The sequence below is a fragment of the Kitasatospora sp. NPDC101155 genome, assembly GCF_044768305.1.
Classification (GTDB): domain Bacteria; phylum Actinomycetota; class Actinomycetes; order Streptomycetales; family Streptomycetaceae; genus Kitasatospora.
Genome location: NZ_JBIWPN010000074.1, coordinates 1 through 26,017 on the forward strand (window position 1 = coordinate 1; position 26,017 = coordinate 26,017).

The 26,017-nt window shown below is 69.8% G+C and carries 28 protein-coding genes, 1 tRNA gene and 4 pseudogenes; 18 read left to right on the forward strand and 15 right to left on the reverse strand.

Annotated features, from left to right (window positions below; genetic code table 11):
* The first annotated feature begins 308 nt into the window (after nt 1-308).
* Nucleotides 309-1,205, forward strand: coding sequence for a phosphotransferase (locus tag ACIRYZ_RS43025; RefSeq protein WP_402954113.1), 897 nt, complete (start codon nt 309-311; stop codon nt 1,203-1,205).
* Between the two features lie 272 nt (nt 1,206-1,477).
* Entirely contained in the window at nt 1,478-1,951 is a 474-nt protein-coding gene (locus tag ACIRYZ_RS43030; RefSeq protein ID WP_402954114.1) for a DIP1984 family protein, read from the forward strand.
* Nucleotides 1,952-2,372: 421 nt separating this feature from the next.
* On the opposite strand, the gene ACIRYZ_RS43035 is transcribed toward ACIRYZ_RS43030, so the two are convergent.
* Nucleotides 2,373-2,528 (reverse strand): hypothetical protein, encoded by a 156-nt coding sequence (locus tag ACIRYZ_RS43035; RefSeq protein ID WP_402954115.1) that lies wholly within the window; start codon nt 2,526-2,528, stop codon nt 2,373-2,375.
* A 146-nt stretch (nt 2,529-2,674) separates the two neighbouring features.
* On the opposite strand from ACIRYZ_RS43035, the gene ACIRYZ_RS43040 reads away from it, so the two are divergent.
* Nucleotides 2,675-3,049, forward strand: coding sequence for a group II intron maturase-specific domain-containing protein (locus ACIRYZ_RS43040; protein WP_402954116.1), 375 nt, complete (start codon nt 2,675-2,677; stop codon nt 3,047-3,049).
* A 166-nt stretch (nt 3,050-3,215) separates the two neighbouring features.
* Here ACIRYZ_RS43040 and tnpA read toward each other — a convergent pair.
* From tnpA to ACIRYZ_RS43055, 3 genes and pseudogenes are all read right to left on the reverse strand, one after another.
* A pseudogene (gene tnpA / locus ACIRYZ_RS43045) lies at nt 3,216-3,583 on the reverse strand (IS200/IS605 family transposase).
* Between the two features lie 293 nt (nt 3,584-3,876).
* Nucleotides 3,877-5,130 (reverse strand): sensor histidine kinase, encoded by a 1,254-nt coding sequence (locus tag ACIRYZ_RS43050; RefSeq protein ID WP_402954117.1) that lies wholly within the window; start codon nt 5,128-5,130, stop codon nt 3,877-3,879.
* Nucleotides 5,127-5,801, reverse strand: coding sequence for a winged helix-turn-helix domain-containing protein (locus ACIRYZ_RS43055; RefSeq protein ID WP_402954118.1), 675 nt, complete (start codon nt 5,799-5,801; stop codon nt 5,127-5,129). The genes ACIRYZ_RS43050 and ACIRYZ_RS43055 overlap by 4 nt, the downstream gene beginning before the upstream one ends.
* A 157-nt stretch (nt 5,802-5,958) precedes the next feature.
* On the opposite strand from ACIRYZ_RS43055, the gene ACIRYZ_RS43060 reads away from it, so the two are divergent.
* Nucleotides 5,959-7,920 carry a glycoside hydrolase family 9 protein gene (locus ACIRYZ_RS43060; protein WP_402954119.1) on the forward strand — a complete coding sequence of 654 codons (1,962 nt, stop codon included), beginning with the start codon at nt 5,959-5,961 and terminating at the stop codon, nt 7,918-7,920.
* A gap of 197 nt (nt 7,921-8,117) precedes the next feature.
* Here the strand turns inward: ACIRYZ_RS43060 and ACIRYZ_RS43065 are convergent, their stop codons facing one another.
* A complete protein-coding gene (locus ACIRYZ_RS43065) occupies nt 8,118-8,474 on the reverse strand; it encodes a hypothetical protein (RefSeq protein ID WP_402954120.1) in 357 nt (118 codons plus the stop codon).
* A 156-nt stretch (nt 8,475-8,630) separates the two neighbouring features.
* Here ACIRYZ_RS43065 and ACIRYZ_RS43070 point away from each other — a divergent pair, with 156 nt between their 5' ends.
* The gene (locus ACIRYZ_RS43070) at nt 8,631-8,978 is read left to right on the forward strand and encodes a hypothetical protein (protein ID WP_402954121.1); all 348 of its coding nucleotides are present in this window, start codon (nt 8,631-8,633) and stop codon (nt 8,976-8,978) included.
* Between the two features lie 410 nt (nt 8,979-9,388).
* Here ACIRYZ_RS43070 and ACIRYZ_RS43075 read toward each other — a convergent pair whose 3' ends face one another.
* Entirely contained in the window at nt 9,389-9,922 is a 534-nt protein-coding gene (locus ACIRYZ_RS43075) for a hypothetical protein (RefSeq protein ID WP_402954122.1), read from the reverse strand.
* 283 nt (nt 9,923-10,205) lie between these two features.
* On the opposite strand from ACIRYZ_RS43075, the gene ACIRYZ_RS43080 reads away from it, so the two are divergent.
* The 4 genes and pseudogenes from ACIRYZ_RS43080 (at nt 10,206) to ACIRYZ_RS43095 (ending at nt 12,780) form a co-directional block, all read left to right on the forward strand.
* Nucleotides 10,206-10,514 carry a hypothetical protein gene (locus ACIRYZ_RS43080; RefSeq protein ID WP_402954123.1) on the forward strand — a complete coding sequence of 103 codons (309 nt, stop codon included), beginning with the start codon at nt 10,206-10,208 and terminating at the stop codon, nt 10,512-10,514.
* 147 nt (nt 10,515-10,661) lie between these two features.
* A complete protein-coding gene (locus ACIRYZ_RS43085; protein ID WP_402954124.1) occupies nt 10,662-11,072 on the forward strand; it encodes a peptidoglycan-binding protein in 411 nt (136 codons plus the stop codon).
* A 109-nt stretch (nt 11,073-11,181) separates the two neighbouring features.
* Nucleotides 11,182-11,258: transfer RNA gene (locus ACIRYZ_RS43090), tRNA-Met, on the forward strand.
* A 521-nt stretch (nt 11,259-11,779) separates the two neighbouring features.
* A pseudogene (locus ACIRYZ_RS43095) lies at nt 11,780-12,780 on the forward strand (IS5 family transposase).
* Nucleotides 12,781-13,515: 735 nt separating this feature from the next.
* Here ACIRYZ_RS43095 and ACIRYZ_RS43100 read toward each other — a convergent pair.
* Nucleotides 13,516-13,841, reverse strand: a pseudogene (locus tag ACIRYZ_RS43100) (transposase); the annotation flags it as partial.
* A 42-nt stretch (nt 13,842-13,883) separates the two neighbouring features.
* The gene (locus ACIRYZ_RS43105) at nt 13,884-14,288 is read right to left on the reverse strand and encodes a nuclear transport factor 2 family protein (RefSeq protein WP_402954125.1); all 405 of its coding nucleotides are present in this window, start codon (nt 14,286-14,288) and stop codon (nt 13,884-13,886) included.
* Nucleotides 14,289-14,426: 138 nt separating this feature from the next.
* Here ACIRYZ_RS43105 and ACIRYZ_RS43110 point away from each other — a divergent pair, with 138 nt between their 5' ends.
* The 3 genes from ACIRYZ_RS43110 to ACIRYZ_RS43120 all read left to right on the forward strand — a co-directional run bounded on the left by ACIRYZ_RS43110 (nt 14,427) and on the right by ACIRYZ_RS43120 (nt 16,595).
* Complete coding sequence (locus tag ACIRYZ_RS43110; protein WP_402954126.1) at nt 14,427-15,272, forward strand: MerR family transcriptional regulator; 846 nt, start codon at nt 14,427-14,429, stop codon at nt 15,270-15,272.
* Between the two features lie 71 nt (nt 15,273-15,343).
* Nucleotides 15,344-15,568 carry a hypothetical protein gene (locus ACIRYZ_RS43115; protein WP_402954127.1) on the forward strand — a complete coding sequence of 75 codons (225 nt, stop codon included), beginning with the start codon at nt 15,344-15,346 and terminating at the stop codon, nt 15,566-15,568.
* Between the two features lie 112 nt (nt 15,569-15,680).
* Nucleotides 15,681-16,595, forward strand: a complete 915-nt coding sequence (locus ACIRYZ_RS43120) for an oxidoreductase (protein ID WP_402954128.1) — start codon at nt 15,681-15,683, stop codon at nt 16,593-16,595.
* A gap of 185 nt (nt 16,596-16,780) precedes the next feature.
* Here ACIRYZ_RS43120 and ACIRYZ_RS43125 read toward each other — a convergent pair whose 3' ends face one another.
* Together ACIRYZ_RS43125 and ACIRYZ_RS43130 are read right to left on the reverse strand one after the other, a co-directional pair.
* Nucleotides 16,781-16,948: a hypothetical protein gene (locus ACIRYZ_RS43125; RefSeq protein WP_402954129.1), complete on the reverse strand. Its 168-nt coding sequence runs from the start codon at nt 16,946-16,948 to the stop codon at nt 16,781-16,783.
* A 299-nt stretch (nt 16,949-17,247) separates the two neighbouring features.
* Nucleotides 17,248-17,928: a hypothetical protein gene (locus tag ACIRYZ_RS43130; protein WP_402954130.1), complete on the reverse strand. Its 681-nt coding sequence runs from the start codon at nt 17,926-17,928 to the stop codon at nt 17,248-17,250.
* Between the two features lie 401 nt (nt 17,929-18,329).
* Between ACIRYZ_RS43130 and ACIRYZ_RS43135 the strand changes: the two are divergent.
* Nucleotides 18,330-18,419: pseudogene (locus tag ACIRYZ_RS43135) on the forward strand (IS5/IS1182 family transposase); the annotation flags it as partial.
* Here the strand turns inward: ACIRYZ_RS43135 and ACIRYZ_RS43140 are convergent.
* Nucleotides 18,412-19,239: a hypothetical protein gene (locus tag ACIRYZ_RS43140; RefSeq protein WP_402954131.1), complete on the reverse strand. Its 828-nt coding sequence runs from the start codon at nt 19,237-19,239 to the stop codon at nt 18,412-18,414. The pseudogene ACIRYZ_RS43135 and the gene ACIRYZ_RS43140 overlap by 8 nt on opposite strands.
* Nucleotides 19,232-19,744 (reverse strand): SigE family RNA polymerase sigma factor, encoded by a 513-nt coding sequence (locus tag ACIRYZ_RS43145; protein ID WP_402954132.1) that lies wholly within the window; start codon nt 19,742-19,744, stop codon nt 19,232-19,234. Before ACIRYZ_RS43145 ends, ACIRYZ_RS43140 begins: the two co-directional genes overlap by 8 nt.
* Nucleotides 19,745-19,997: 253 nt before the next feature.
* On the opposite strand from ACIRYZ_RS43145, the gene ACIRYZ_RS43150 reads away from it, so the two are divergent.
* Nucleotides 19,998-20,786 carry a hypothetical protein gene (locus ACIRYZ_RS43150; protein WP_402954133.1) on the forward strand — a complete coding sequence of 263 codons (789 nt, stop codon included), beginning with the start codon at nt 19,998-20,000 and terminating at the stop codon, nt 20,784-20,786.
* A 3-nt stretch (nt 20,787-20,789) separates the two neighbouring features.
* Here ACIRYZ_RS43150 and ACIRYZ_RS43155 read toward each other — a convergent pair whose 3' ends face one another.
* Nucleotides 20,790-21,068: a hypothetical protein gene (locus ACIRYZ_RS43155; protein WP_402954134.1), complete on the reverse strand. Its 279-nt coding sequence runs from the start codon at nt 21,066-21,068 to the stop codon at nt 20,790-20,792.
* Between the two features lie 265 nt (nt 21,069-21,333).
* On the opposite strand from ACIRYZ_RS43155, the gene ACIRYZ_RS43160 reads away from it, so the two are divergent.
* The 3 genes from ACIRYZ_RS43160 to ACIRYZ_RS43170 all read left to right on the forward strand — a co-directional run bounded on the left by ACIRYZ_RS43160 (nt 21,334) and on the right by ACIRYZ_RS43170 (nt 23,836).
* On the forward strand, nt 21,334-21,414 hold the full coding sequence (locus ACIRYZ_RS43160) for a tryptorubin family RiPP precursor (protein ID WP_402954140.1): 81 nt from the start codon (nt 21,334-21,336) through the stop codon (nt 21,412-21,414).
* A gap of 96 nt (nt 21,415-21,510) precedes the next feature.
* Nucleotides 21,511-22,569: a cytochrome P450 gene (locus tag ACIRYZ_RS43165; RefSeq protein ID WP_402954135.1), complete on the forward strand. Its 1,059-nt coding sequence runs from the start codon at nt 21,511-21,513 to the stop codon at nt 22,567-22,569.
* The gene (locus tag ACIRYZ_RS43170) at nt 22,556-23,836 is read left to right on the forward strand and encodes a cytochrome P450 (protein WP_402954136.1); all 1,281 of its coding nucleotides are present in this window, start codon (nt 22,556-22,558) and stop codon (nt 23,834-23,836) included. Before ACIRYZ_RS43165 ends, ACIRYZ_RS43170 begins: the two co-directional genes overlap by 14 nt.
* Nucleotides 23,837-24,012: 176 nt before the next feature.
* Here the strand turns inward: ACIRYZ_RS43170 and ACIRYZ_RS43175 are convergent, their stop codons facing one another.
* Together ACIRYZ_RS43175 and ACIRYZ_RS43180 are read right to left on the reverse strand one after the other, a co-directional pair.
* Nucleotides 24,013-24,792 (reverse strand): MerR family transcriptional regulator, encoded by a 780-nt coding sequence (locus ACIRYZ_RS43175; RefSeq protein ID WP_402954137.1) that lies wholly within the window; start codon nt 24,790-24,792, stop codon nt 24,013-24,015.
* Between the two features lie 150 nt (nt 24,793-24,942).
* The gene (locus ACIRYZ_RS43180; protein ID WP_402954138.1) at nt 24,943-25,302 is read right to left on the reverse strand and encodes a hypothetical protein; all 360 of its coding nucleotides are present in this window, start codon (nt 25,300-25,302) and stop codon (nt 24,943-24,945) included.
* 488 nt (nt 25,303-25,790) lie between these two features.
* On the opposite strand from ACIRYZ_RS43180, the gene ACIRYZ_RS43185 reads away from it, so the two are divergent.
* On the forward strand, nt 25,791-26,017 hold a 227-nt coding region (locus ACIRYZ_RS43185), incomplete at its 3' end, for a hypothetical protein (RefSeq protein ID WP_402954139.1).

A 26,017-nucleotide genomic window follows, 5' to 3' on the forward strand; every position in this document is an offset into this window, starting at 1 on the left:
CTGACAGCATGAGACCAGCATCGTTGCGACGATCATGCGAATCCGCCTTAGAACCCAAGGAGCCGCACGGGGTCAATTTTCAGGAGTCGTTGACACGGGTGCGCTGTTCGCGGAGCTCGGGCAGGAACTCCGGTCCGGTGAGGAAGACGGGGCAGGTCAGGCAGGCATCTCTGACCTTGGAGGCTGGGCGTCCCAGAGCCTCTGATCTGCAGCTCTCTGTAACCGGATTGGTGATGCCAGAGGAATCACAGCGAGTGTTCCGGAGAGCGAGAGCCGTTCCGCCTGTCGGCCCAGTACTGTGACTTCGCATGGCCGACACCGAGATCGAGATCACCGCAGACCTGGTTCGCGACCTGCTGCAGGAGCAACATCCAGACCTTGCGGGGCTGGCCATCCGGGAGGTGGCGGGCGGCTGGGGCAACCAAATGTGGCGTCTCGGGGATGAGTTGGCTGTGCGCATGCAGCGCATGGACCCCACTCCGGAGCTCCAGCTGAAGGAGCGGCGGTGGCTACCGGTGCTGGCCCCGCGCTTGCCGCTCCCGGTGCCGCTCCCGGTGCGGTTCGGTGACCCGTCCGAGCGTTTTCCCAAGCACTGGACCGTGATGACGTGGGTTCCCGGCGAGCCGCTGGACCATGGCTCGATCAGCCGCGGTGCCCACGCGGCCGACACGCTGGCGGGCTTCCTCCGGGCGCTCCATGTGGAGGCGCCCGCTGAGGCGCCGATCTCTACGGACTTCGGCGCCCATCCCAGGAACTGCACGGACGGCTTCGAGGACTTCTTCCAGGCCGTTGTCCCCGACGACATCGCTGCTGACGTCCGGGCCGTTTGGGACGACGCGGTTGCGGCCGACGCGTGGGAGGGCCCGCCGGTGTGGGTGCATGGCGACCTCCATCCCGCGAACGTCGTCGTCTCGGACGGAACGCTCTCGGGCATCGTCGACTTCGGTGCCATGTTCGCCGGCGATCCGGCGTGGGACCTCGCCGCCGCATGGGTGCTGCTACCTGCGGGCATGGCCTCACGGTTCTTCGACATGTACGTGCATGCAGACGAGGGGGCGATTCGGCGCGCCCGCGGGCTGGCCGCGATGAAAGGCCTCTTCCTGATGCTCATGGGGCAGAACGGAGATCGGGGCCTTCCCGGCGGCAAGCCGCACTGGGGACCTGCAGGCCGGGCGGCACTTGATCGTGTTCTGAAGGGCGTTTGAGGCACGCTTCTTTAAACCTGTTCTCGATCTTGGTTGAGGGTCATGCGGCAGCCCACCTCCGTGGGTTCATCGATCACCGCGCATGGTGGGGAGGCCAAGGTCCACGGCCGTATGCTGCCCGTGGCCCCGATCGAGCTGGACCCGTGAGGTCGTTCCATGAACCCGCCCGGCGCCCGCCGGGTCGGTTCGGCCGGCCCGCCCCGCGGACCGCGCCGTCAGGCACTACGTGCATACTTTCCGGACGATCAGTAGCACGTTGAGGTGATGACGCGGTGAAACTGGCTGAAGCGCTCGCGCAGCGCGCGGCTGCGGTGCGGCAGGTTGAGCAGTTGCGGGCGCGCGTCGTTGGCAGTGCCCGCTACCAGGAGGGCGAGGAACCGGCCGAGAACGCGGCGGAGGTCCTGGCCCAGGCCGGAGAGGTGCTGGACGAGCTGGAGCGGCTGATCCGCCAGATCAACCGGACCAACTCCACCACACTCATCGAGGGGGGCGGCACTCTTACCGACGCCCTCGCCCGCCGGGACGTATTGCGGCTGCGCCACTCGGTGACCACCGCGGCCGCCGACGCCGCCTCCGGACGCGACCAGCGCGGAGCCGTACGGCAGTTGCGGTCCGAGCTGCGGATTCTCTCCGCCCTGCCGGTCGCCGAGCTCCGCGCCCAGGCAGATGTTCTGGCCAAGGAGATCCGTGAGGTGGACACGCTGATCCAGCGCACCAACTGGGAGATCGACCTGATCGAGGACTGACCCAACAAGCCGGGTGTGGGAAGCAGGTAGTCGCAACGGAGGCGTGCACACACCGCGGCCGGCGGTTTATCCGGCCTTGGCGCGTGAAGAGCAACGCAGGGGTTCGATTCCCCACCAACAATGCAGCTCAGCATCGCGTACAGGTGACAGAGCAGACCGCACAGCTCACCACCACGTGCAGATCCGACGACGAGGGCGGGAACGGGGCGCCCCACACCCGGTGCGAGGGCCGTGCATACCGCCACGGCCCTCGTACCTACCCCACAGTCGACGCGTACGGACATGTCGAGGACGCGGACAGCGCCGATACCTTCATCCCGTCGGGCGAGGAGATGGAACTTCTCTGGCCGGAGGCATGATCGCAGGCCGGCAGTCGGCCAAACTTCGGTGAGACAGGTCAAGGTTCGTTGAGACGGGACAGTCAGGCCTGCCGGAAGCGGATCAGCGGTAGATGCTCCACAGCGTCCGGATCGGCCCGCGGGTCGTAGGCGGCCAGCCCGGTCGCCCGCACTCGCTCGGCGATCAGCAGCCACTCCTGGAGGTCGCGGTCGCGCAGGTAGCGGGCGGCTGGACCCATCGAATGACGGCGACTGTCGCCGGCAACCTCGGCGCGGCCCCGGGCCGCATCCGCATCATGGCCGCGCTGCGGAAAGAGAGTCCGGCATCGTCTGCCTCGCCAGAGGCGAACGGGGCTTCGAGTTCCTTGGCTTCCATCACCGGAAGGTGGAGTCGTGGAAGTGGCGGGGCAAGTTCTACTTGCAACGCTGGCCCTCGGCGCGGGCGTTGGGGGTGCTGCGGGACAAGATCCGCGCGGCGACCTCCCGTTCCCGGACCGAGCGGCCGGTGGCCGCCGTGGTGGCCGATCTCAACCCCGTCCTGCGGGGCTGGACCGGGTACTTCCGTCATGGGCATTCCAGTCGGAAGTTCAACGCGATGGACCGCTACGTCCACGAGCGGTTGGCGATCTTCGCCAGCCGTAAACACGGCCTGAAGGGCCGCAACTGGGCCACCCGCTACAACGGGGAGTGGCTGACGCGGCTCGGGGTCTTCCGCCTCAGCGGGAACGTGCACTGGGTAAGGGCGCATGCCAGCCGGTGAACGATGTCGGAAAGCCGTGTGCGGGAGAACCGCATGCACGGATTGAAGCGGCGGGGACTGGAAACGGAGCATCGCCACCGCGCCAGTCCCCGACCCTACTCCTTCAGGGCCGGGATAGCCCGTACGGCCCGAGGTGTGGAGCGAGTCGATCTCGGGCCACGGCTTGTCACGCCGGCCGCTGTTGCTGCTCGATGTACTGCTTGATGATTGACAGCGGCCTCCGCCGCAGGACGCGGCGAAGTAGGACGGGGACCAGAAGTGGCCGTGCATGATGGCCCGGTTCACGCGGCCGGTGAAGTCGCGCCGCAGGATGCGCGCGGATACGCCCTTGAGGCTGTTCACCGGGCCGGACACCGAAACCTTCGGAGGGTAGTCGATCAGCAGGTGCACGTGGTCCTGCTCGCCGTTGAACTCCTTCAACTCCGCGTCGAAGTCCTGGCAGACCTTCCGCATGGTCGCCTCGCAGGCCGTCAGCATTTCGTCGTCCAGAACTCCTCGCCGGTACTTCGTCACGAAGACCAGATGCACGTGCATCGCCGAGACTACGCTCCGGCCCCGCCGATACTCACCGCCAACGGCTTCTCCCTTGACCACGAGGCCGTATGCCGCGAGTTCGGCGGCGAGATCGGCCGGGCTGTCGAGCCGGAAGCGGAATCCGGTCAGGTAGCGGTCCGTCCGGCTGTCGGCGTCGCCCAGTTCCGCGTACATGTTGGTGAACTGCGTGTGCTGCGGTGGTGTGTGGTGGTTGCCCTGCCGCCCTGATCGACAGCGGCAGCATCGTCGCCGACGCCGCCAGCGGCGAACCCCTGCGCTGCCCCGGCGCCGTGTCAGCCGGTGGTGTGCGGGGGTAGGAGGAGTTCTGCGAGCAGGCCGCCGCCGGGGGCGGGGGAGAGTCGGGCGGTGCCGCCGTGGAGTTCGGCCACCCAGCGGACGATGGCGAGGCCGGTGCCGGTGCCGGTGCTCGCGGTTCCGGTGACGCGGCGTTCGAAGACCCGGTTGCGGTCCTTGGCCGGTACGCCGGGGCCGTGGTCCCGTACGGTGACGCGGTCGGCGGTGACACTCACGTCGACCGGGGTGCCGCCGCCGTGCCGCAGGGCGTTCTCCACGAGGTTGCGGACCGCTTGGGCGAGCAGTTCGGGGTCGCCGTTGACGATGGCGGCTTCGGTGGTGACGGTGACGCCGGTGGTGTCCGGCAGTTCCTCGATGGTCTGTTCGACCAGCTGGTCGAGTCGCAGCAGGGTGAGCTCGACTTCCCGGGTGCCGGCCTCGACGCGGGCCCGGGCCAGCAGCCCGGTGACCAGCCGGCCCAGGCGGTCGACGAGGCGGAGCGCTTCGTCGAGGGCTACGGGCGCCCGGGTGGGGGAGGCGCTGCCGCTTTCGACCACCAGGCGCAGGGTGGCCAGCGGGGTGCGCAGTTCGTGCGCGGCCTCGGCGAGGAACTGTTCCTGCTGGTCGAGTCCGCGCAGCGCGGGCCGCATGGCCCGTCCGGACAGGAGGTGCCCGAGACCGGCGGCGGCCAGTACCAGGGCCGCGCAGCCCAGGGTGAGCCAGTGGACGAGGCGGTCGTGGGCGGCCTGGCTCTCGGCGGGGTCGGCTCCGACCAGCACGGCGGCGCCGATCCGGTCGCCGTCCCAGACGGGGGCGGCGGCCCACTGGATCTCCCGGCCGCCGGCCTCCAGGGCGACGAAGACGGTCTCCTGGTCGTGCTCGACCTGCTTCCAGATCTCGTCCAGTCCGGCCTGGTCGGGAAGAGCGGCGCGCGCGGTAGGCGCGTGACGGATCTGGGGCCGGCCGGGCGCGGACGCCTGAATGACGGCGAGCCGTTCCGCGCTCAGGGCGAGGTCGTCCTCCGCCAAGGCGTCGAGGTGCAGGACGCCCGCGTCGTAGTAGAGGGTGCGGGCGAGGCCGTCGGCCCGGCGACTGATGCTGTTGTCGAGATCGTTCGTACGGGACTGGGCGTCGGTGCGCACTGCCAGGACCGCCAGGACCAGCAGGCACAGGGCGGTGGTGGCGGCGAAGAGCAGGGTCGTCGCCCACCGGGCTCGGTGCAGGCGTGCGACTGCGGGACTGGGCGGCGTCACAGGTCCGTGGCAGGGTCTGCGAGCCGGTAGCCGACGCCGCGTACGGTCGAGATGAGCTCGGGTGGGCCCAATTTGCGGCGCAGCTGGCCGATGAGGACGTCGACGACGTTGGAGAGTGGTTCGGTCTGCTCGTCCCAGCAGCGTTCGATGAGTTCGGTGCGGGTGACCACATCGCCGGCGCGCAGCATCAGGACCTCCAGGACCGCGAACTCCTTGGCGGTGAGGGTGAGCAGTACGCCGTCGCGCCGCACTCTGCGGCGTGGCAGGTCGAGCTCCAGGGTGCCGACGCGCAGTTCGGGCAGTCGTGCGGGCTGACCGCGGCGGCACAGCGTGCGGACGCGCGCGTTGAGTTCGGCGAAGGCGAAGGGCTTGACGAGGTAGTCGTCGGCGCCGTGCTCGAACCCGGCTACGCGGTCGCTGACCGCGTCGAGAGCGGTGAGCAGCAGGACCGGCAGGGTGGAACCGGCGTTGCGCTGGGCGGACAGGAGCGTGAGCGCGTCCCCGTCGGGCAGAGTGCGGTCGGCGACCAGGCAGTCGTAGGTGTTGACCGCGAGCTTGAAGTCGGCGTCGGCGAGAGAGGTGGCGAAGTCGACGGCGAAGCCCACCTCACGTAGACCGCGGGTGATCACGGGGCCGAGTTCGGGGTCGTCCTCGAGGACAAGTACACGCATGGCGGGCGAGCCTACCGGGTCGAAAAGAACATGAACGCCGGGGTAGTCGTGATTGGGGCGTTATGCCCGCAGCGGCGAAGGAACTCGTGCAGGCGGCGTCGGGAGGTGCCGCGCCTACCTCATGATCGCCTCATGGACCCGCTGACAGTCTGCGGGCATGGCAAAGATCCGTATGCGTAAGCGTGTCATCGGCATGACCGCTGCCGGCCTGGCAGCCACCGTTGTCGCGGTCTACTGTGTCCAGTCCGCTCAGGGCGCGGACTCCCTTGCTGCGGGTGCTCCGCGGGCGGTGGTGCGCGTCGACCAGGTCGGCTACACGCCCGGCGAGGCCAAGCAGGCCTACCTCATGACCTCCGTCTCCGCGTCCAAGGCGTCCTTCCGGGTCCTCGACGCCTCCGGGAAGGAGATCCTGAAGGGCAAGGTCGGCTCCTCCACCGGAGGCTGGAACAGCAAGTACAAGGCCGTCCACACCCTGGACCTGTCCCCTCTGACCGAACCCGGCGACTACCGGATCGAGGTGTCCGGGCCCGTCACCGCCGTCTCCCCGACGTTCCGCATCGCCGCGGCGGCCGACCTCCTCGGCAAGCTCATCCAGGACAACGTCCGCTTCTTCCAGGCCCAGCGCGACGGCGCCGACGTGGTCCCCACAGAACTGCGCCGCAAGCCCTCCCACCTGGCGGACCGCCGGGCCACGGTCTATGACACCCCCGCCTACGCCGACGACGAGACGGTGCTGACCGCGCCCCTCAAGCGCGTCGCGGGCCCGATCGACGTCTCGGGCGGCTGGAACGACGCCGGCGACTTCCTCAAGTTCACCCACACCGCCTCCTACTCCACCGCGAGTCTCCTGCTCGCGCACCGCACCACACCCGTCGGCGGGCAGGAGCTGGCCGCCGAGGCACGGCACGGACTGGACTGGCTCGACAAGATGTGGGACGACAAGTCGCGCACCCTCTACGTCCAGGTCGGACTCGGCAAGGGCGACACCGCCGACGGCAGTGGCAAGATCAGGTCCGACCACGACGTGTGGCGCCTGCCGGAGGCCGACGACGCCCTCGACGTGAAGCCCGGCGACCCCGACTACCTGATCAAGCACCGGCCGGTCTTCCGAGCGGCACCGCCCGGCAAGCCGATCAGCCCCAACCTCGCCGGACGCGTCGCCGCCACCTTCGCCCTGGCCGCCCAGCTCGACGCCGCCGAGAACCCCGAACGGGCCCACGAGGAACTCGAGAAGGCCGCACACATCTACGCCCTCGCCGACACCACCCCCGGCGACCAGCTGGTCACCGCCTTCCCCCATGGCTTCTACCCCGAGGCGTCCTGGCAGGACGACATGGAATTCGGCGCCGCCGAGCTCGCCCTCGCCGCCAAGGCCCTGGGCGACAAGCGCACGACCGACTGGACCAGGCAGGCCGGACACTGGGCCAAGCAGTACATCACCTCGGACAGCCTCGGCACCCTCGGGCTCGGCGACGTCAGCGCCCTCGCCCACGCCGACCTCGCCCACCTGCTCGACGACGGCTCGACCCGCACCGAAGTGACACGCGAGCAGCTCGCCGCCGACCTCAAGCGCCAGCTCGACGACGGCAGCGCCCGCGCGGCCCGCGACCCCTTCAGGGCCGGCGCCGTCTACACCGACTTCGACTCCGTGCCCCACACCTTCGGCCTCGCCGCCACCGCCCAGCTCTACCACCAGGTCACCGGGGACTCCCGCTACGACGCGTTCGCCACCCAGCAGCGCAACTGGGTTCTGGGCGCCAACGCGTGGGGCTCCTCCTTCGTCATCGGCGCCGGAACCACCTTCCCGCACTGCCCCGAACACCAGGCCGCCAACCTCGCCGGCGACCTCAACGGGGACGGCGACATCCTCCTCGGCGGCGTCGTCAACGGCCCCAACGCGGCAGAAAAGCTCAAGGACCTCAACTCCTTCCCCACCATGCGCACCTGCCCGACCAACCAGGGCAACCCCTTCGCCGCCTTCGACGGCCGCGGCGGCGGCTTCATGGACCACGTCGGCGCCTGGCAGACCGTCGAATCCGCCGACGACTTCACCGCCACCGCCCTGCTCGCCTTCACCCTCGCCGCCGCACCCCAGGACACCAACAGCAAGCCCAACTGACAGCACAAGGCCAAAGCCTGCCCACCCGTGAGTCCGTAGGGCGTCGGAGGCCGACTCATCCGGGGCCCCGCAGCAGCGTCGGTACCCTGGTGGAGAAGCTGGCCTCGTACCGGGCCGGGCACCGCCATGGCCGCCTTCGAGGCGGGCCTGTGCCGCTCCGGTGCCCGCACCCACGCCCTGCGGTTGTGGCCCACCATCTACCGCCGACCGGACGGGAGAGCCTGCCGCCGGTCGCCCTGGTCCTGGAAGCCGGCCGGCAAGCGCGACCGCCCCGGCGCGAAGCGGCTCACCCCGGAACAGAAGGAAGAGAAGGCGAGGCGCGACCACCGCCGGCCGCTGCGTCGCCGCCAAGGAGGTGGAGGTCGCACGCGGCCTGCGCCGTGCCCGATCCGGCCGAGCGCGCGGCCGTACTCGCCGCCGCAGGCCCGGTCGACGTCGGCGGACATCATCGCCTCGGCGAAGGCCTTCACCAGCGCGTGCAACAAGTCAGGACTCGCCGAGGCCAGGTTCTCCTCCAGCAGGGCGGCGAAGGGCAGACTGTCCGGTGCGGTCATCGTGCGGATCTCCTTCAAGAGCTTGGTCGTTCTCGAAGAATCAGCCGGTGGCCGTCTTACGTTCTCAGGCGACACCCGCTACCGGGACGAAACCTCCGGATCAGGTGGAACCCGTACACCACTTCCCTGGCAATTTGAGCCCTGCGGGAGCTCGGTGTGCTGTCCGACGGGGAGGTGTTGGAAGCTCGCCGGCTGCTGGCCGAAATGGAGCAGGAACTCTGGCCGGTGCTGCGGCTGCCTACCACCGTTGAGGGCCGTGACCGGGCGCTGGCCTGCTACTGCCTGCGGGACCTGCTGGACGGCCGCCTCGATCCGTTGGTGGCGGCCGAGCGGATCGGCTTTGAGCTGTGCCCCGCCGACGACCCTGGCTCGCCGCTGTGGCCGGTCCGCGGATGGCTGTACCGCGCGGAAGACCAACAGGAGCACTGCGGCGGGCTGACGAAGGAGCTGGTGGCCGAACTGCACGACCTGGCCGCCCGGCTGTTGGCGGGTCCGCTGTCCTGACGGTCGGGCTCCGACAGTGCGTTCCGCCCCGGTGCCGGGAGGTCAAGATCGCCTGTCACAGGACAACGGCATCGCCGGCCGGGCCCCCGCAGTGCCGCATGCCGCTTCCGTACAGCGCCGCCTACCGGCGGGGCGGGCTGTGTGGTGTGCAGCGCTGCCTGTGGGGTGGGGCTGTGAGGCTGTGGGGCAGGCTGTTCCAGCCGCTCATCTTGTGGACGCAGCCAGCGGGCCGGGATGGCGGCGATGCGAGAAGAGACCGAGGGCTGGAGGGCGCCGAAGCCCTCTACCGGTTGGCTCTGTTCACGAGAGGGCCGAGGTTCAGCACGGCCGCCATCGACATCCAGAGCGTCACGCAGCGGGACGACGGCCGCCGCCACGGCGCCCGGCCCGTGGCCGTCCGGGGACCAGCCCTACTGGCCGCAGAACTTCTTGGCCGCCAGGGCCGCTCCGTCGGTGAAGCCCTTCTGGTAGTTCGGGTCCACCGCGGTGAGGCTCTGCGGCGGCTTCGCGGTGCAGCTGCTCTTGATCGCTGCGAATCCGTCCGAGAATCCCTTCTTGTACTGGTCGTTGGCACCCTTCTGCTCACTCTGCGGCTTCGGCGTGCTGCCGCAGTTCACGGTGCCGTCCTTGTTGCCTGAAACGGTGTAATGGCCGGGCCCGAGGTTGTTGAAGGAGAAGGATCCGTTGCTGAGCTTCGCTCCGCCGCCTCCGTTGCCTCCGGAGAACGACACCGTGTCGGACTTGAAACCGGAAGCGGCGAGGGTGAACTTCGGATCATTGGGCTTCGAGTTGGCCGAGTCCTGCGTGAGCAGACACCTGGCCTTGGCGGGGACAAGGGCAGGCGCCTGTCCAGTCGCTCCCTGCGCGGCAACGGCGGCGGGTCCGAGAGCCAGCGAGAACAGGAGCAGTGGGGCGAGTATCGTGAGACGGCGGGTGCGAATCATCGTTCCTCCTCATGCGACCGCGGGGTGGCACGCGCATCGGCCGCACGGCGTCTGCGCGGGCACGCCGTGTACTCTCTCTTTCTTTCATGCTCCGCCGTCCCACAGGGAGTGTCGAACGGAACCGCTGGCGCGCCCTTCCCCGGCCTGCGGCTGCGCGAGCTCGTCGACCAGCGCCTCGCCCAGAAGCGGCCGCAGCGATGAACGCACCGCCGACCGGCACGCCGACGCCGGAGACGAGACCGCCTTCGCCACCGCAGCCGACACCTGCGCCGAGTGGCAGCGCGTGCGCGACCACACCGCCGAGACCCGGGCCAAGCGCTACGACCCGGACCACGACACCGTCCTCCAGCGGGCCACTGCGATCCCCGTCGCACCCCGCGAACCGCAACCAGCCGGCCTCACCGCAGACCTGCTCGCCGCCACTGCCAACCGTGCCACCCTGCTGATCACCCACTGGCTCGCCCTGCTGGCTGGCGCTGACCTCGACGAGGTGCTGGTGCTGGACGCGGGGCGGGGGGTGGAACGGGGGACATGGACGGAGCTGATGGGGCGTTCGGGCGGACGGCTGCGGGGTTGTGGGAGCACAAGGTGACGGGAAACCAGCTGGCGGTGATTGAGCAGGGGCAGAGCGGCGCACCTCGCGCCGGCGATCTCTCCGGTTTCCCGCACTGTCCGAGGCTCGGCGTGTCACCGTGCGCGCCGTACACGTTGATCATCTGGCTCATGAACGGAGCATTGGATGCTGGGCAAGAAGGCCAAGTCGGCTTTGGTGGTGGCTGCGGCCGGTATGGCGATCGTCGTCGGGGCGGGCACCGCCGGCGCGAACCCCAACGCGGCGTACATCGGGTACGGCAACGTCACCTCCGGGACGCCCGTCTGGTGCGTCCAGCAGATGCTCAACTCCATTGCCAACGCTCACTCACACCCGGGGCCGCCCGCTCCGGGAACGATCGCCGAGGACGGCTCCTTCGGGCCGGCCACGTACAACATGGTCGAGTGGCTGCAGGCGGCTTACAACTCGCAGCCGAACGTCACTCCGCTGAGCGTGGACGGTGTGGTCGGTCCTGCCACCGGCACCGTCCTCCTGAGCTGGGCCTGGCAGGACTACTACCAGAACTACTGCCAGGCGTACGTCCCCTCGTACTCGTAGTCGGTTCGGTGGTGGCAGGGGCCTGATCGGCAATGAGGATCAGGCTCCTGCCACCCGGATCAATGGATTTCTCCTTCTCGCCGTGATGGCGTAGAGTCGGGTGCACCGACGCGGGGTGGAGCAGCTCGGTAGCTCGCTGGGCTCATAACCCAGAGGTCGCAGGTTCAAATCCTGTCCCCGCTACCACGAAGGCCGGGTCGGCGCACAGTGTGCGTCGGCCCGGCCTTGTTCGTTCTCCCAGCCCAGCGACCCGCAGACCCCGGTGGCCACCCGCACGAAGACCCTGGCCGCGCTGCTTGTCCGCCTGGCCCTGGAGCAGGGCCTGATCGAGGTCGACACCGCCCCGGCGCGCAGCTGACCGGCCGCGTCTTGTGAGTGCTCTCGTAGGACGTCTTGTCAGGCGTGTTCTGGGACGCCTACCGGGTGGACTTGTGAGCACACGGTGATCCGGCCGGCTGACCGCGCCCGCCTGGCCGCGCACCGCGTCCGCGCCGACGACCGCCGGGACCGGCCAGCTGACCGCGTGAAGACAGGCATGCCGAAGGCCCGCGCCAGGTACTGTCGGGGCAGCGTCGCCGCCACTGGCACATATGGACGTGGGACGCACGTGACTGAGGGGGAGGTATGGCCTTAGGGCACGTATTCGGTCGTGATCAATCTGTGTGATTCACCTTCGAGGCGGGTCCTGATCCGGTAGACCGTGGTGTGTGACGCGAGCGCAACTGACAGATGCGGAGTGGGTGTTGATCGCGCCGTACTTGCCGATCGGCGAGTACGGCCCGTACCCGGAGCGGCTGCGGCAGCAGTTCGAGGGCGTGATCTGGCGATTCCGGACGGGCGGGCAGTGGCGGGAGATGCCGAAGGAGTTCGGTGCGTGGTCAACCGTTTCCAATCGGTTCCGGCAGTGGAGGGACGCCGGTGTCTTCGAAGCCCTGATGGAGGGCGTGATCGCGGAAGCCGCGAAGCGCGGCGAGGTGGACTTGTCCCTGGTCAGCGTGGACTCCACCACCGTGCGCGCTCACCACGACGCCGCCGGGATGCACCTCGACTCCGACACCATGGCCGCCCTGGAGAAGGCTGCCGAGGAGGCGGAGAAGGCCCGGCAGAAGGGGGAGGCCCGGAGGAACAAGACGGGCAGGACGCCTCAGGTGACCCGAAACGGGAAGAACGGCGACGCATCCGGCGCCGGCGCAAGCTCCGGCTGAAGGAAGCCCTGCTCGGGCGCTCCAGGGGTGGGCAGACCAGCAAGATCCACGTTGCCGGTGAGCGCAAGTGCCGCCCGCTGGTGTTCATCCTGACTGAGGGCCAGGCCGCGGACAGCCCGCAGTTCATCCCCGTGCTGAAGAAGGTCCGGGTCCGGGTGCCGGTCGGCCGTCCTCGCACCCGGCCCGACGCGGTCGCCGGGGACAAGGCCTACTCGTCCCGCGGCAACCGTGCCCACCTGCGCAAACGCCGCATCAAGGCGGTCATCCCGGAGAAGAAAGACCAGGCCGCCAACCGGAAGGAGAAGGGCAGCCAGGGCGGCCGGCCTGTCAGCCACGACGCCGAGCTCTACAAGGAGCGGAACACCGTCGAGCGCCTTATCAACAAGCTGAAGGCCTGGCGAGGTATCGCGACCCGGTATGACAAGAGCCTGGAAAGCTACCTCGCCGGCCTTCACCTTCGCGGCGCAATGATCTGGATCAAGGACCTCACCCGAACCCATTGATCACGACCGAATACGCGTCCTAGGGCGAGAGCCGCAGCCGCTAGCCGCTTCCCATTGCCGATCATGTGTGATCACTCCTCTTGAAGCCATTGGGTAGTCCGGCCGTCCAGTTGGCGCTGTTCCACGAGGCGGCTGCGGCTGCTGTGGCTGTTGCGGTGAGGCCGAGGGTGGCGGCGAGGGCGCCGCCACCCAAGCCGGCACCCAGCTTCAGGAGCTCACGGCGATTCGGGTTCAGGGACATCAGCTCTCCGCATGTTTGGGCAGCCTGCCGCCACCGCCCTACTGCGGACTACGGCGGGTGCTTGCGCGCGGGTTCAGCTCACCCCTGGGGTGAGCGAGCGTCCGTGGGAAGCGGTGATTGCCGCCGATCCAGGCCCTGTGGCGGTTCCGATGTGGTGGAACGCCGGGCCTGGCGCGGTCTTGAGGTGGCCCGCCCCGACGCGGGGCTTCGGGCGACTCGCTCGTCCTCGATGAGTAGCTCAAGACCCTGATCCACCAACTCGAAGGACCTGGAGCGCTCGCAGGACTCGGGGGGCACGAAGGACGCGACGGGGAAGTCGACCCCGGTTCCGCAGCTGCTCCCGCACCGGGCTGAGCTTTTTGTTTGACCTCGTAGGTCACTCGAGCCGCTGATCTGCGGTTCGAGCCCACCGGATACTGGCGCCTCGGCGACACCACCGGCAACCAGGCCACCGAGCTGATCTCCTCGGCCGCGCTGGAGATCGTCTTCAAAGGTCAGATCCAGAGCAGGATCGAGGCGACGGTGGCGGCGGCCTGGTAGGACTCACGGGTCTTGTTGTACCTGGGGGCCAGGCTGCGCCATTGCTTGAGCCGGTTGAAGCAGCGTTCGACTTCGTTGCGCCGCTTGTACACCTCCTTGTCGAAGCCGGCGGGCCTCCCGCCCCTGCTGCCACGCCGCCGGCGGTCGGCCCGCTGGTCCTTCGGTTCGGGGATGGTGGGCTTGATCTGGCGCCTGCGCAGGTAGCGGGGTTGCGACGCGCTGATGCCTTATCGCCGCCGAGGTGATCGGGGCGGGTCCGAGGGTGGACACCGGCCGGGCGCTGTGCGAAGCGATCGACCGCACCGGACGGCCCGGCCAGGTCCTATGCCTCGGGCAACGGCTGGACGGTCAGGTGGTAGTCCTGCAGGATCCGGCCGTCGTCGTCCAGCACGAGGAAGACCCGGGCCGCGAAGGCCACCTCGTCGGCCTGGGGGCCCTTGGCATGCGTCAGCTGGATGGTGAACATGACGACGTCGTCGTGAACGGTGACGTGGTTGTCGTCCGTGACGTGGTAGTCGCCGGTGGCGACGAACAGGCCGTGCGCCTCCGCGACCCGGTCGACCAGCCCGGCGCGGCCGCGGAACTGGGCGCCTTCGACGAACTCGACGCCGTCCGGAACCCACAGCCCGGCGACGGCGCGCTCGCGTGCGGCCGGGTCCGGCTCGCTCCACACGGCGACGTAGCGCCGCACGATCCGGTCGACGTCGATTGCGGTGGTCCGCGACATGGTGGGCCAACTCCCTTGTTCAGTGCGTGATCGGCCGGGTTCCGGCCGTGGGCACCAGGCTCCCGGCGGCCGTCGCGGGAGAGTCAAGGCAACAGTGCCGCCGAACTCTCCCCCTACGGGAGGCCGCACAATCGACGGATGATCAGCCACCTGTCGATCGGGGACTTCTCCCGCGCCACCCACATGACCGTCAAAACCCTGCGCCACTACCACGAGATCGGGCTGCTGGAACCGGCCGGCGTCGATCCGCAGACCGGCTACCGGCGCTACTCGGCCGAACAGATCCCCACCGCCCAGGTCGTGCGCCGCTTCCGTGACCTCGGAATGCCCCTGGAGGAGATCCGGACCGTCCTGGCCACCTCCGACATCCCCACCCGCAACCGGCACATCAACGCGCACCTGCACCGACTGGAGGAGGAGCTGGGCCGCACCCAGCGCGCGGTGGCGGCACTGCGCGACCTCCTGTCTCCACCAGCCACCGCGGACTCGCCCGCGATCGAGCTGCGCAGCGTCGGCGCCGTCCAGGCCGCGGCGATCACAGCGACCGTCGACGCGCAGGACGCCGGAACGTGGTTCCAGGGCGCCCTCGGCGAGCTGTTCGCGACCGTGGCGGGCCAGGGGCTGGGGGAGACCGGTCATGCCGGTGGCGTGTACGCGGACGAGCTGTTCACCCTGCACCGCGGGCAGGCCACCGTCTTCGTGCCCTGCGACGGCCCCGTCCGGCCGGTCGGCCGGGTCACACCGCTGCTGGTCCCGGCGGTGGAGATCGCCGTGCTCGAGCACTGCGGGCCGCCCTTCGAGGTCGACCGCGCCTACGGCACGCTGGCCGCCTACGTCGCGCGCCACGTGCTCGCCGTGGCCGGCCCGATCCGTGAGTACTACCTGGTCGGCCAGCGCCACACCTCGGACAGCGCACTATGGCGGACAGAAGTCTGCTGGCCGGTCTTCCGCACCGGTGCCGTCGACCTGCAGACAGCATGTTGAGCTCGTGCGCCGACACGCAGGTCCTGCCACTTCTCGGCAACACTTTCCCGATCCCGAGGCAGGAGCCGCTCTTGGAAGATCACCAGCTTGGCCGGGTGTACGGCCGCGAGCAGTGGACCCGCAGCCCCGGCGGCCGCTGCCACCCCTGCCACGAGAAGCACCAGGAGCAGCAGAAGAAGGAGGAGGAGGCCGCCGCGCTCGAGCGCCTGGAGGAGGCCCGCGCCGCGAACGCGGAACTGCGCCCGTACAACGTCCTGTCCGAACGTCTCTCGGCAGGTCCAACGGTTGGGCAGTGACGGTTCGTTCCCGATGTGGATGTGACGTTTCGTCCAGCCTGTTGACCTGTCGCAGAACCACCCGACCGCCCCATACTCCAGAACCTGACGAACCGACGGGTGGAGGAGCACGGTGAGCACAGCGGCGGCAGCAGGGACCTGGAAACTCGGGGACCTGGAGGTGAACCGCGTCGGCTACGGCGCGATGCGACTGACCGGCAACGGCATGATGGGCAACTCCGACGACACGCCGATCGACCGAGACACCGCCGTCCGACTGCTGCACAGCGCGTTCGAACATGGTGTCAACCACATCGACACGGCCGCCTTCTACTTCTCGCCGCTGCGGTCCGCGAACGAGCTCATCAACCGGGCCCTGGCGTCCTGGCGTGGCGACGTGGTCGTCGTGACCAAGGTCGGCCCGGGGCGCAACCCCTCCGGCGAGTGGTTCACCATGGCCCGCCCCGACCAGCTGCGAGGCCAGGTCGAGGAGAACCTGCGCCAGCTCGGCCGGGATCATCTGGACGTGGTGAACCTACGCCGCAACGGCTCCGGGATGACCTCGATCGCCGAGCACTTCGGAGCCCTCGCCGAGCTGCGCGAAGCGGGTCTGGTCCGGCACCTCGGGCTCTCCAACGTCCGGCCGGAGCACGTGGCTGAGGCCCGGGCGATCGCGCCCGTGGTCTGCGTGCAGAACTCCTACGGCCTGGACTGGCGCCGCGCCGACGAGAGCGGAATGGTGGACCTGTGCCGGGATCAGGGCATCGCCTTCGTCCCGTACTTCGCCATCTCCGGATTGCGGCGGGAGGCGGCTGCGGCTCAGGAGCGGGACGCGCGCGTCCACGCGGTCGCCCGCGCCCACGGCGCGACGCCCGCCCAGGTACGGCTCGCCTGGACCCTCCACCGGGGTCCGCACATGCTGGCCATCCCCGGCACCACCAACCCCGCCCACCTCGCCGAGAACATTGCCGCCGGCACCCTCCGCCTGACCGAGGAAGAGCTGACCATCCTCGGCAAGCCGGGCGCCGCAAGCCCTGGCCACCGTTGACGCGCGGGTCTGGCATTCCCGCCACGGCGGCCCCACCACAGCACCACCGGGCCGCTGAGCGGAGCAGCCGCGCCGCGGCTCGGCGCTGTCGGCCTCCCACCGGCCGGGCCCCGTGGAACACCCCCTCTTCCCCGGGACCCGGCCGCCTGCGCCCTGTTCCCGAACCATGGCCGGAAGGCGCGGGTCTACGGGGTGGTGTGCCCGCGGCGGCGTGAACGCGCGGCCCGCTGCATCTCGGCCTCAGCCAGGTGCCGGCGGCCGGCGACGAGGTCCCCGCAGACCTGTTCCTCGACGGCGGTGAACACCCGGTAGTAGGTCCGGTCGTACACCTCGATCAGCTGGTAGGTCCACATGCCCGGTGCGACGTCCCGGAACAGCTCATCGTTCCGGACAAGTGGCCAGGAGGGTCTGGAGTTCGCGGAGGACTGTGTACAGGGACAAGCCGGCCCATGCTTTTGGGCCGACCCGCAGCAGCGTGCAGAAGGCCTGGGCGAGGGAGGCGAGGGTGGTGCGGCGGTGCCAGCCGGGGTGGTTACGGCCTTCGAATCGCAGCCGTTGCTTCCCGCCCGGAATGCGGCGCGGGGCCGGCCGGAGGACCGGCCGGCCCCGCACGGAGTGCCTTGCTGCTCCTGCGCGGGGCAGCACCGCGACGTCAGCGCTGCGTCAGGGCCACGAACAGGCCGCGGCCGGAACGCTGCGCCCGGCCGGCCTTCACCAGACGCTCAAGGGTGGCCCGGACGTTGGCGACGTTGTTCGAGGTGTCGTCCCGGCCGATCGCCGCGGTGATCTCTCCTGCCTTCAGCGGCGTGCCGGCGGATGCGAGCGCCGCGAGCACCTCGTCGGCGACGCCGCGCGACCGCTGCGCGGGCGCCGCCGCGGCCTTCTTCGTTGCGGTGGTCTTCTTCGACGTCTTCGCCGTGGGCTCGCTCGTGGCAGGGGCAGCCTCGACGGCGGCCGCGACGGCCTTGCGGGGGCTGCGCGCGGCACGCTTCGACGGGCCACCACCGGCAGCTGCGCGGGCAGCGGGCCGCCGCCGCGCGGCCGCCTTCTTCGACGCGGTCTCCTCGGCCGCGGGGCCCGGCTCGCCAGAGGCCTTCACCGGCTCCTCGGGCGCAGCCGCGCTCACCGTGGTGTCGTCGGCCGGGGCCTGCGGCGACTCGGTGGGAACCGACCGCAGGGCGTGAAGGGCAGCGTTCATTGCGTCGATGTAGCTGCCGACCTGCGTCAACTCGGCCTCCAGCGAGGCCTTTCGCTGCTGGAGTTCGGCGAGGTGCGTCTCCACCTGGGCGATGGAGGATGCGACGCCCGCGTGGAGATTGAAGGTAGTTGCCAAGGGGTGACCTCACTCGTCGTGGAACCGGCGAACCACCGTACGGTCGATCGCTTTCCATGACTGTACGGCGCAGTTGGTGTTCCGCGCCCCGGGTATGCGCAGGTGAGAGCAACGAGCGGGGAGCGGCTGGGAGGGGCCGGTGGCTGTTGTCGTTTCGAACGTGAGGGGTGTCGGTCGAACGGGAGTCTCGATCGGGTTGGCTATGGCGGGTACCGGGAAGCGCCGCAGGCGCCCGCCCACTGTCTGCTCGATGCATGGCCGGCATGACCGACCCGGCCACCAGCGTTCCCTCCGGCGCGCACGTCACTGTCCAGCTGATCAACGCCGACTCCGACATGGCCCACGGACTGGTCGTCACCGCTGCCGGATCGGCTTCCTCCGAGATGCCGATGATGAGGGCGAACGGCTTCGGCAAGCTGCGGCGCTGCATCGAGAAGCGCAGCCGCGTCGTGGACTTCCACCTCTACCTGTCCGCCGCGATCGTCACACTGTGGGCTGCGTCTTCTGGTTGTAGATCTCCTTGCCGTCCGCGTTGTAGGCATGGACATAGGGGGCCGGGGAAAGAGAGTCCCCGTTGTGGCCGGTGGAGATGGCTGCCGTGTAGACGAACGCGCCGCCTGCCATGACGGCCGGGTACTGCGTCGGGTCGTCGCCGTAGCTGATGGTGACCTTGGCGACATCGGGTGTGTAGTGCCCGGCGCCCAGCGAGAGGAACTGCCCGGCACCGGCCGGCGCGCTGAAGCTGTCGAAGTACTCGATCAGGTGACCGGTGCCCCACAGGCGATCGTTGATGAACGTCGGAGGGGCGGACATGCTCTTGCCCTTGTGGCCCTTCGACTCGCATTGCACGTACTGGTTGGCGGAGTTGACGGCGATGACCACGCCGTCGGTGTCCGACGAGGCGACGGGAGCGCGGACCGCGATCACCGCGTGGTACTGCGACGCCTCGGAGCCCAGGCAGGAGGCCAGGATCTCGGAGACGGCCCCAGCGTCGATCGGGGCTGTCGTCGTGCTGGTGACGGTGAAAGCGGCCGGGGGGTGAGGGGAAGCTGACACGGAGGAGGCGTCTGTGGTGGCTGCTCCGTGTTGCGGTCCCGGTGAGTGTTGTGGTCCCGGTGAGTGCAGCACGGACGGGAGAGCCAGGCACAGGGCTGCTGCGGTGCAGGCCGCGGTCGCGCCCAGGGCGTGCCGGCGGTGGCGGCGCTGGTCGGCGCGTCGGCGGATCTCCGCAGCGGGCAGGGTCGGTGCGGGCATCTGCGTGCCGAGCAGCCGCAGCCGGTCGGCGAGGGTGTCGTGGATGGGGTCAGACACGGAGCTTTCCTTCCTCGCTGGTCGGGGTTTGGTCAGCGAGTTTGGCCGCGAGCGCGGTCCGGCCGCGGGCGAGGCGGCTCTTAACGGCGCTGACGCTGGCGCCGGTCTCGGCCGCGACTTGCTCGACGGAGAGGTCGCACATGTGGTGCAGGACCAGGGCGCCTCGCTGTGCCTCGGGCAGGTCGCGGAGCGCGGCGACCAGCATCAGGTGCTCCTCGGTGGGCGGTTCGACGGTGGGTGGTTCTTGGCGGTGGTGGCGTCCGGCCAAGTGCAGGCCCCGGGCGAGACGCCGCCAGCGGGAGTGGGCCAGCCGCCGGGCCGTGGTCCGGATCCATGCCTCCGGGGCGTCGTCCGAGTCGAAGGTGCGCCTTCGGTCCCATGCGCGGATGAAGGCCTCCTGGACCACGTCCTGTGCTTCGGACCAGTTGCCGGTTAGCGCGTAGAGCTGCCCGGTCAGGCGGGAGAAGGACGCCGCGTAGAACGCGTCGAACTCCTGTGGCGTCATCAAGGGCCTCTCTTCTGGGGCTGTCCGTCAGCTCGCGGCACAGGCGATGCGCGAAGGAAGCACTCCTCGGCCGCGGCGGTGGAGCCGTGCCTCCTGGGCGGAGCCTCCCGCCCTGTACGCACGAGCGCTGGCCCAGGGTCGCACCGACGGCCTATGACCTGGATCACGTGTGCGGGGTGCGACCTGCCGGGCGTCGGGAGGCGTACAGGGGTGCTGGCATCAACCGGACGCCCGCAGGAAAGGACACGGATTCATGCGTATCCGCCCGATCATGCTCATCGCCGCCACCGCCACCGCCGCAGCCATCGCGACCGCGGGGGGAATGGCCACCGCCGCAACCGGCACCTCCACGCCCACCCCCACGGCCCACGGCAAGCCCTCCGGAGCGCCCACCGCCACGGCCTACGGCGCCGGCTCGGCCGGAGCCTCGGTGGTCTCCGGCAGCGGCTCGTCCGTTGCCCGTGCGACTGCCACCCCGGCCGCTTTCACCGTCACCAGCACGACGACAGCCCCGATCGTCGCTGGGGCCGTCTCCGAGATCCTGGCCTCCTGCCTGGGCTCCGAGGCGTCGCAGTACCACGCGGTGATCGCGGTCCGCGCTCCCGTCGCCTCGTCGGACACCGACGGCGTGGTCATCGCCGTCAACTCCGCCAACCAGTACGTGCAATGCGAGTCGAAGGGCCACAAGGGCGAGAGCATGTCCGTCCCTCCGACGTTCATCAACGATCGCCTGTGGGGCACCGGTCACCTGATCGAGTACTTCGACAGCTTCAGCGCGCCGGCCGGTGCCGGGCAGTTCCTCTCGCTGGGCGCCGGGCACTACACACCCGATGTCGCCAAGGTCACCATCAGCTACGGCGACGACCCGACGCAGTACCCGGCCGTCATGGCAGGCGGCGCGTTCGTCTACACGGCGGCCATCTCCACCGGCCACAACGGGGACTCTCTTTCCCCGGCCCCCTATGTCCATGCCTACAACGCGGACGGCAAGGAGATCTACAACCAGAAGACGCAGCCCACAGTCAAGGGCGCCCGTCAGTAGGCGTTACTTGTCGCTGTCGTAGCCGCGGTCCGGGTTCACGCCGGCATGGTCGGGTAGCCCGCCGACCTGCTCGTCGGCGGCCTTGCGGGTGGGTACGAGCAGTTGGGGGAGCTCGCGCGCGGCCCAGCCGGTGACCTCCGGCTGGGCCGCACCGCTCCGGCTGTCCGTAGCCGGCCTTGACCAGGGTGACGCCTTGACGACGACGAAGGCGATCCGGTGCGTCGGCCGGCGTCTGGCCCGCGCGGTGCTCGACCTGGCCGCCGAGGACGCCCGGCTGAGCACATCGCCCGCCTGTACGCCGCGCTCGGCCCGGCCCCGACACGAGCGAATGCGCTGGGCCGGAACGGTTCGGCGGCCGAATTCGGTTCACGAATTCAGAAAATTTTTCCAGACTTTCTCGGGAGGGTGGGGCGAACCGGACATCGGATGGGCCTCGGGACTTTTTCCTGAACAACCCGTTGACAGCAGCGGCGAAGGGGGGATTTACTGGCGCCCAGCGCGCTGAATTTCCGAATTCAGGGCATTCCGTTTAATGGAGGTGACACGCATGAAGATTCTGTTTGCGATCCGCAACACGCTGAGCGGTAAGGAAAGCCTCAAGAAGAAGGCCTGGTACTTCTGGTACTAAGCCGAGGAATTCGTCCCCGCCCCCGGGCGGGGACGAGCCCGGCATTCTTCCTTCCGACCGACGACCCGTCAGCCCTGCCGGCCCCGGAGACCCGCCATGCCGCTCACCGCCAGTTCGCGCACCCGCACCACGGTGTTCGCGCCGCGCCTCGCTGCCCTGCTCCGGGACCACCTGGGCCGGGACGTGTTCCGCCTGGAGCCCGACACCGTCGGAGTGGCCGGCCCCGAGGCCATGGACCGCATCCTGGCCGCCCGCCGCGCCACCGAGACCGAGCGGCCCACCTTCAAGCCGCTGCACGGCCGATCGATAGGCCGCCCCGAGGCCGCCGCGATCATGCGGACCATCGGCGCCGACGTGCGCGCGGCCCTGAAGAATCCCATTCCGGAGAATGTCGACCTGAGTGGTCCGTGGCCGATCACCGGCCATTTCTTCCTGCGCGACCTCATTCTCGGGAACGATCCGTACCGGCTCCGGCTGCTGATGAGCCGCTATCTGGAATTGACGCCGAAACTCACCTGGTCGGTCATCGCGGCCGGCGCCGCGCTGCCCCGGCGCCCCCGGCCGGACGACCGGCTGACGGCGCTGGCCAGCCTCTTCACCGACGCCGCCGGCTACCAGGACCGCCGCTATGCGATGGGGATGTACCGGCGCGCCGCCGCCCCCGTCTGCTTCACCGTCTCCACCCTGGTGGCCAACGCGCTCTGGCTCGGTGCGCCGTTCGACGAGGACGTCTCCAACCGCAACCTCATCCACGAGTCGGCCCGGCTGCTGCCGCCGTCCTGGAACATCCTGCGCTACGCCTCCCCGGAGTACCCGGCCATCGACCAGCGGATCGGGCCGGTCGACGACGTGCTGATCCTGCCGCTGCTCTCGCACCGCGACCCGGCGCTGTGGGACGCCCCGGAGAAGTTCCGCCCCGAGCGCTGGGACTCGCTCGACCCGGACACCGCTCCCGGCTACCTGCCGTTCGGCCACAGCTCCGAACGCTGCTGGGGCCGCCACATGGTGATGCCGCTGGCCGAGCTGCTGCTCGACCTGATCCGGCGTCAGGGCCTGACCGTCGACCCGGAGCAGCAGCGGGCCAAGGTGCCGCTGGTCGGACTGCTCGGCGTGGAGGAGGTCCGACTGGTCGGGGGCCACCGTGGCCGCCTCTGAGCCGACCGCCGCAGCGGCCGCGCCCGTGGCTGCCACCGAGCCGACCACCCCGGCGACTGCGCCCGCAGCCGCCGCTGAGCCACCCGTCGCCGAACCGGTGCCGGTCGGCGCGGAGTTCTTCGCCCACCAGCACCAGGAGTACCGGCGCTGGCGCGAGCAGGGCGTCGTGCGGCGGGTCCGGTTCGGCGAGCCGGTGCCGATCGAGGGCTGGCTGGTCACCGGCCACGCCGCCTGCCGCGCCGCGCTGGCCGATCCCCGGTTGAGCAAGGAGGGCGCCGCCGAGCGGTACGGCGCGCTGCTCGGCAACACCGAGGGCCCCGGTGCCGGCCTGATGCGCCACATGCTCAACACCGACCCTCCCCACCACACCCGGCTGCGCAGGCTGGTCCAACAGGCCTTCACCGCCCGCCGGGTGGCCGCGCTGCGCCCCCTGGTCGAGGCCCGGGTCGACCGCCTGCTGGACGCCCTGGCGGGTCGCGCCGAGGCCGACCTGATCGCGGACTTCGCACTGCCGCTGCCCCTCGGGGTGATATCCGACCTGCTCGGCGCACCGGCGGACGGCCGCACCGCCCTGCGGGTGCGCGGCAACGCCGAGGCCGAGGGCGACGGCGAAGTCTCGGTGCCGACCGCCGAGTCGATGCTGCGGCACATCCAGGAGCTGCTGGACCACAAGCGCGACCACCCGGCCGACGACCTGCTCAGCGGCTTGTTGGCGGCTCGCGACGGTGACGACCGGCTGACCGGGCCGGAGATCACCTCGATGTGCTTCCTGCTGGTGCTGGCCGGCCACCAGACCACCGTCAACCTGATCGCCAACGGCATGCTCACCCTGCTCGACCACCCGGAGGAGCTCGCCGCACTGCGCGCCGACCCGAACCTGCTGGCCGGTGCGATCGACGAAGTGCTGCGCTACGAGAGCCCGTTCGCGATCGCCTCGCTGCGCTACACCACCGAGCCGGTGGTCATCGCCGGCACCAGGATCCCGGCGGGGGAGTTCGTGCAGCTCGGTCTGCTGGCCGCCAACCGCGACCCGGCCGCCTTCCCGGACCCGGATCGGTTCGATATCACCCGGGACGGTACCGGGCACCTGGCGTTCGGCCACGGCATCCACCACTGCCTGGGCGCGCCGCTGGCCCGGCTGCAGGCCGAGGTGGCGTTCGGCGGACTGTTCCGGCGCTGGCCCGCGCTGCGGCTGGCCGAGCGGCCGGTGTGGCAGGAGAACCCGAGGCACCACGGACTACTGCGACTGCCGGTGCTGCTTGGCTAGGGTCGGGGCTACCAGCGGGTAACGGCAGCGGAAGGGGCGGTCGGGATGGCCGAGGCACTGCCCTCGACGCCCTGCCGGCCGCGAAGAAGGCGATCCAGGACATCTACAACGCCGAGGACGGCGAACACGCCGAGCAATCGGACGCCGCGAGGACCGGCCTGGTGCGAGACGCGGGACTACTGCCTGATGTGGGCTCGCAGGGCCTCCACGAACCACGCGAACACCGGAGCCAGGCTTGGTGGAACGGGCCATCGGTTGATGACGGCCAATAGGTGCCAGTAGCGTTCCGCGCGGGGGTCGCCGGCGATCTCCAGGCGTGTCAGCAGCCAGTGGCGCAGGTCGGCGTCGTCGGCGCGGCCGAAGGTCTGGGCATAGCGAGCGGTCAGGGCGTTGAGAATTTGTGCGGCCTCGGCACAGGTCGGGGCGACGCCGGCATCGAGCGCGCGGCCGATCTTGTCACGCACGGTCTCGGTGAGGTCGTGGTGCAGCCCGGTGGCGTCGCCCCGGGCGCGCTCGGCCGCTTGGTACTCCGCCATGCGGCGGACGGCGGCGCGGAAGTCCGGGTCCTGGGCGAGCTCGGCAAGTTCCACCCAGGCATATACCTGATCGGGTTCGGGGTCGTCCGGCAGCTCGGGCATGGCCGAGCGCATCATGTCCACGAAGTCGGCGTTGGCATCCAGACCGCCGAAGGTGTCATCGATGAAGTCGCTGATGAGGCGCCGGCGTTCGACATCGGAGAGCTTTGCGAGCTTGTGCATGAGATCCATTTCCTCGGTGGTGGAGCCCCGCTTGGCCACCGCGCGCAACACCGCCCGCCGCAGTCGAAGAGTGCGGATCTGCACCTCCGGAGCGTCGGCGTGCGCGGCCGCGATCTCGGGCACCGAGACCTCGTGCGTCTCCCCCTGCTGGAGACTCAAGCTCCATCGCTTGCCGAACGGCAGCGAACCAGCCCTCATCCACAGATCTTGACAATTCCTCCCGGTGTGACGAGTAGTCACTTGGTGGGGCTGGCGTCGCTGGCGCCTGGACGGTCAGTTGTCGCGTATGACGCGATCGCGGTAGTCCTGAAGGAATGCCAGTTACTCGGGTCCTCTGGGGCGAGGAAATCACATGTTGATGACACAGCATCCGACTGCTTCGGCGATCGCGAACACGGCCTGGAGGGCGTCGTCGACCTTGCCGCGGACGTAAAGCGTGATCGACTCGACCGGGTCCGCTGACCCGAGGTTCAGTTCAATGCTCCAGGTCGGACCGGCGAGGCTCCCCCAGGGGCGGGTGTCCCAGAATTCGATGCTGGGCAGCTGGCTGAGCAGAGCGGCCTTGACCTGCTCGTGAGTTCCGAGTGGCGGGGTGGCGAGGTCGCTCGGGAAGGGGCGGTGATTCAGAACGACGTCGAGACGTTCGCCGCCCCCGTCGACCGAGGCGTATCCGGCGGGAATGGGCAGAAGAAGCAGGTCCCAGCTCATGAGGCCCCCAGTGATGTGGTGTCGATGCGCCGCTGACGATAGCCCTTGCCGATGACAGGCGCGTCTTCAGGCCAACGGGATGACGCCCTTGCCGGCGGTGGCCTGCTGGAGGCGGAGGCTGGTGGAACTCGATGTCGGTGGCACCGAGCAAACCACCCGGAGGGGTCACCCCCTTGGAATCGACACGAACGCGCTGCCGGCCTCCCGTCGGCCGGGCCCCGCGGAACACCCCCTGCTTCCCCGGGACCCGGCCGCCTGCGCCCCGTTCCCGGACGCTCGGCCGGAAGGCGCGGGTCTACGGGGCGGTGTGCCCGCTGCATCTCGGCCTCGGGCAGGTGCCGGCGGTCGGCGGCGCGAACCGCGCCGCAAGCGGGCTCACTCGAACGCGCGTACGTGTCGGCGGGGTATCGGTGGTCGGGCGTGGTGAGGTGGTGCGGGCGGGAACTGGGCCGGGACCGCCGGCTCGCCGCCCGAGGTAGGGAGCGTTCATGTACGGCCTGCTCAGATCCGTTGCCGTGGCGGCCGGTGCCGCCTGTGCGCTGCTGGGTCCAGCGATGGTCCCGGCCGGCTTCGGGGCCGTGGCGGCGGTCGTCCCTCATCCCGTTTGGGCGGCCGAGGACGTACGAGGCGAGGGAGACGGCACGCTCATCACCCGCCTGCACACACCCCCTACCGGCACGTCGATCGCCTCACCCGCGCGCGACACCCTCTTCGC

Coding starts and splice junctions, on each gene's coding strand:
- ACIRYZ_RS43025 (WP_402954113.1), top strand. CDS start 309: ATGGCCGACACCGAGATCGAGATCACCGCAGACCTGGTTCGCGACCTG.
- ACIRYZ_RS43105 (WP_402954125.1), bottom strand. CDS start 14,288: ATGTCGCGGACCACCGCAATCGACGTCGACCGGATCGTGCGGCGCTAC.
- ACIRYZ_RS43035 (WP_402954115.1), bottom strand. CDS start 2,528: ATGGGTCCAGCCGCCCGCTACCTGCGCGACCGCGACCTCCAGGAGTGG.
- ACIRYZ_RS43160 (WP_402954140.1), top strand. CDS start 21,334: ATGAAGATTCTGTTTGCGATCCGCAACACGCTGAGCGGTAAGGAAAGC.
- ACIRYZ_RS43145 (WP_402954132.1), bottom strand. CDS start 19,744: ATGACGCCACAGGAGTTCGACGCGTTCTACGCGGCGTCCTTCTCCCGC.
- ACIRYZ_RS43150 (WP_402954133.1), top strand. CDS start 19,998: ATGCGTATCCGCCCGATCATGCTCATCGCCGCCACCGCCACCGCCGCA.
- ACIRYZ_RS43065 (WP_402954120.1), bottom strand. CDS start 8,474: ATGACCGCACCGGACAGTCTGCCCTTCGCCGCCCTGCTGGAGGAGAAC.
- ACIRYZ_RS43055 (WP_402954118.1), bottom strand. CDS start 5,801: ATGCGTGTACTTGTCCTCGAGGACGACCCCGAACTCGGCCCCGTGATC.
- ACIRYZ_RS43110 (WP_402954126.1), top strand. CDS start 14,427: ATGATCAGCCACCTGTCGATCGGGGACTTCTCCCGCGCCACCCACATG.
- ACIRYZ_RS43165 (WP_402954135.1), top strand. CDS start 21,511: ATGCCGCTCACCGCCAGTTCGCGCACCCGCACCACGGTGTTCGCGCCG.
- ACIRYZ_RS43180 (WP_402954138.1), bottom strand. CDS start 25,302: ATGAGCTGGGACCTGCTTCTTCTGCCCATTCCCGCCGGATACGCCTCG.
- ACIRYZ_RS43085 (WP_402954124.1), top strand. CDS start 10,662: ATGCTGGGCAAGAAGGCCAAGTCGGCTTTGGTGGTGGCTGCGGCCGGT.
- ACIRYZ_RS43125 (WP_402954129.1), bottom strand. CDS start 16,948: ATGTGGACCTACCAGCTGATCGAGGTGTACGACCGGACCTACTACCGG.
- ACIRYZ_RS43060 (WP_402954119.1), top strand. CDS start 5,959: ATGGCAAAGATCCGTATGCGTAAGCGTGTCATCGGCATGACCGCTGCC.
- ACIRYZ_RS43075 (WP_402954122.1), bottom strand. CDS start 9,922: ATGATTCGCACCCGCCGTCTCACGATACTCGCCCCACTGCTCCTGTTC.
- ACIRYZ_RS43175 (WP_402954137.1), bottom strand. CDS start 24,792: ATGAGGGCTGGTTCGCTGCCGTTCGGCAAGCGATGGAGCTTGAGTCTC.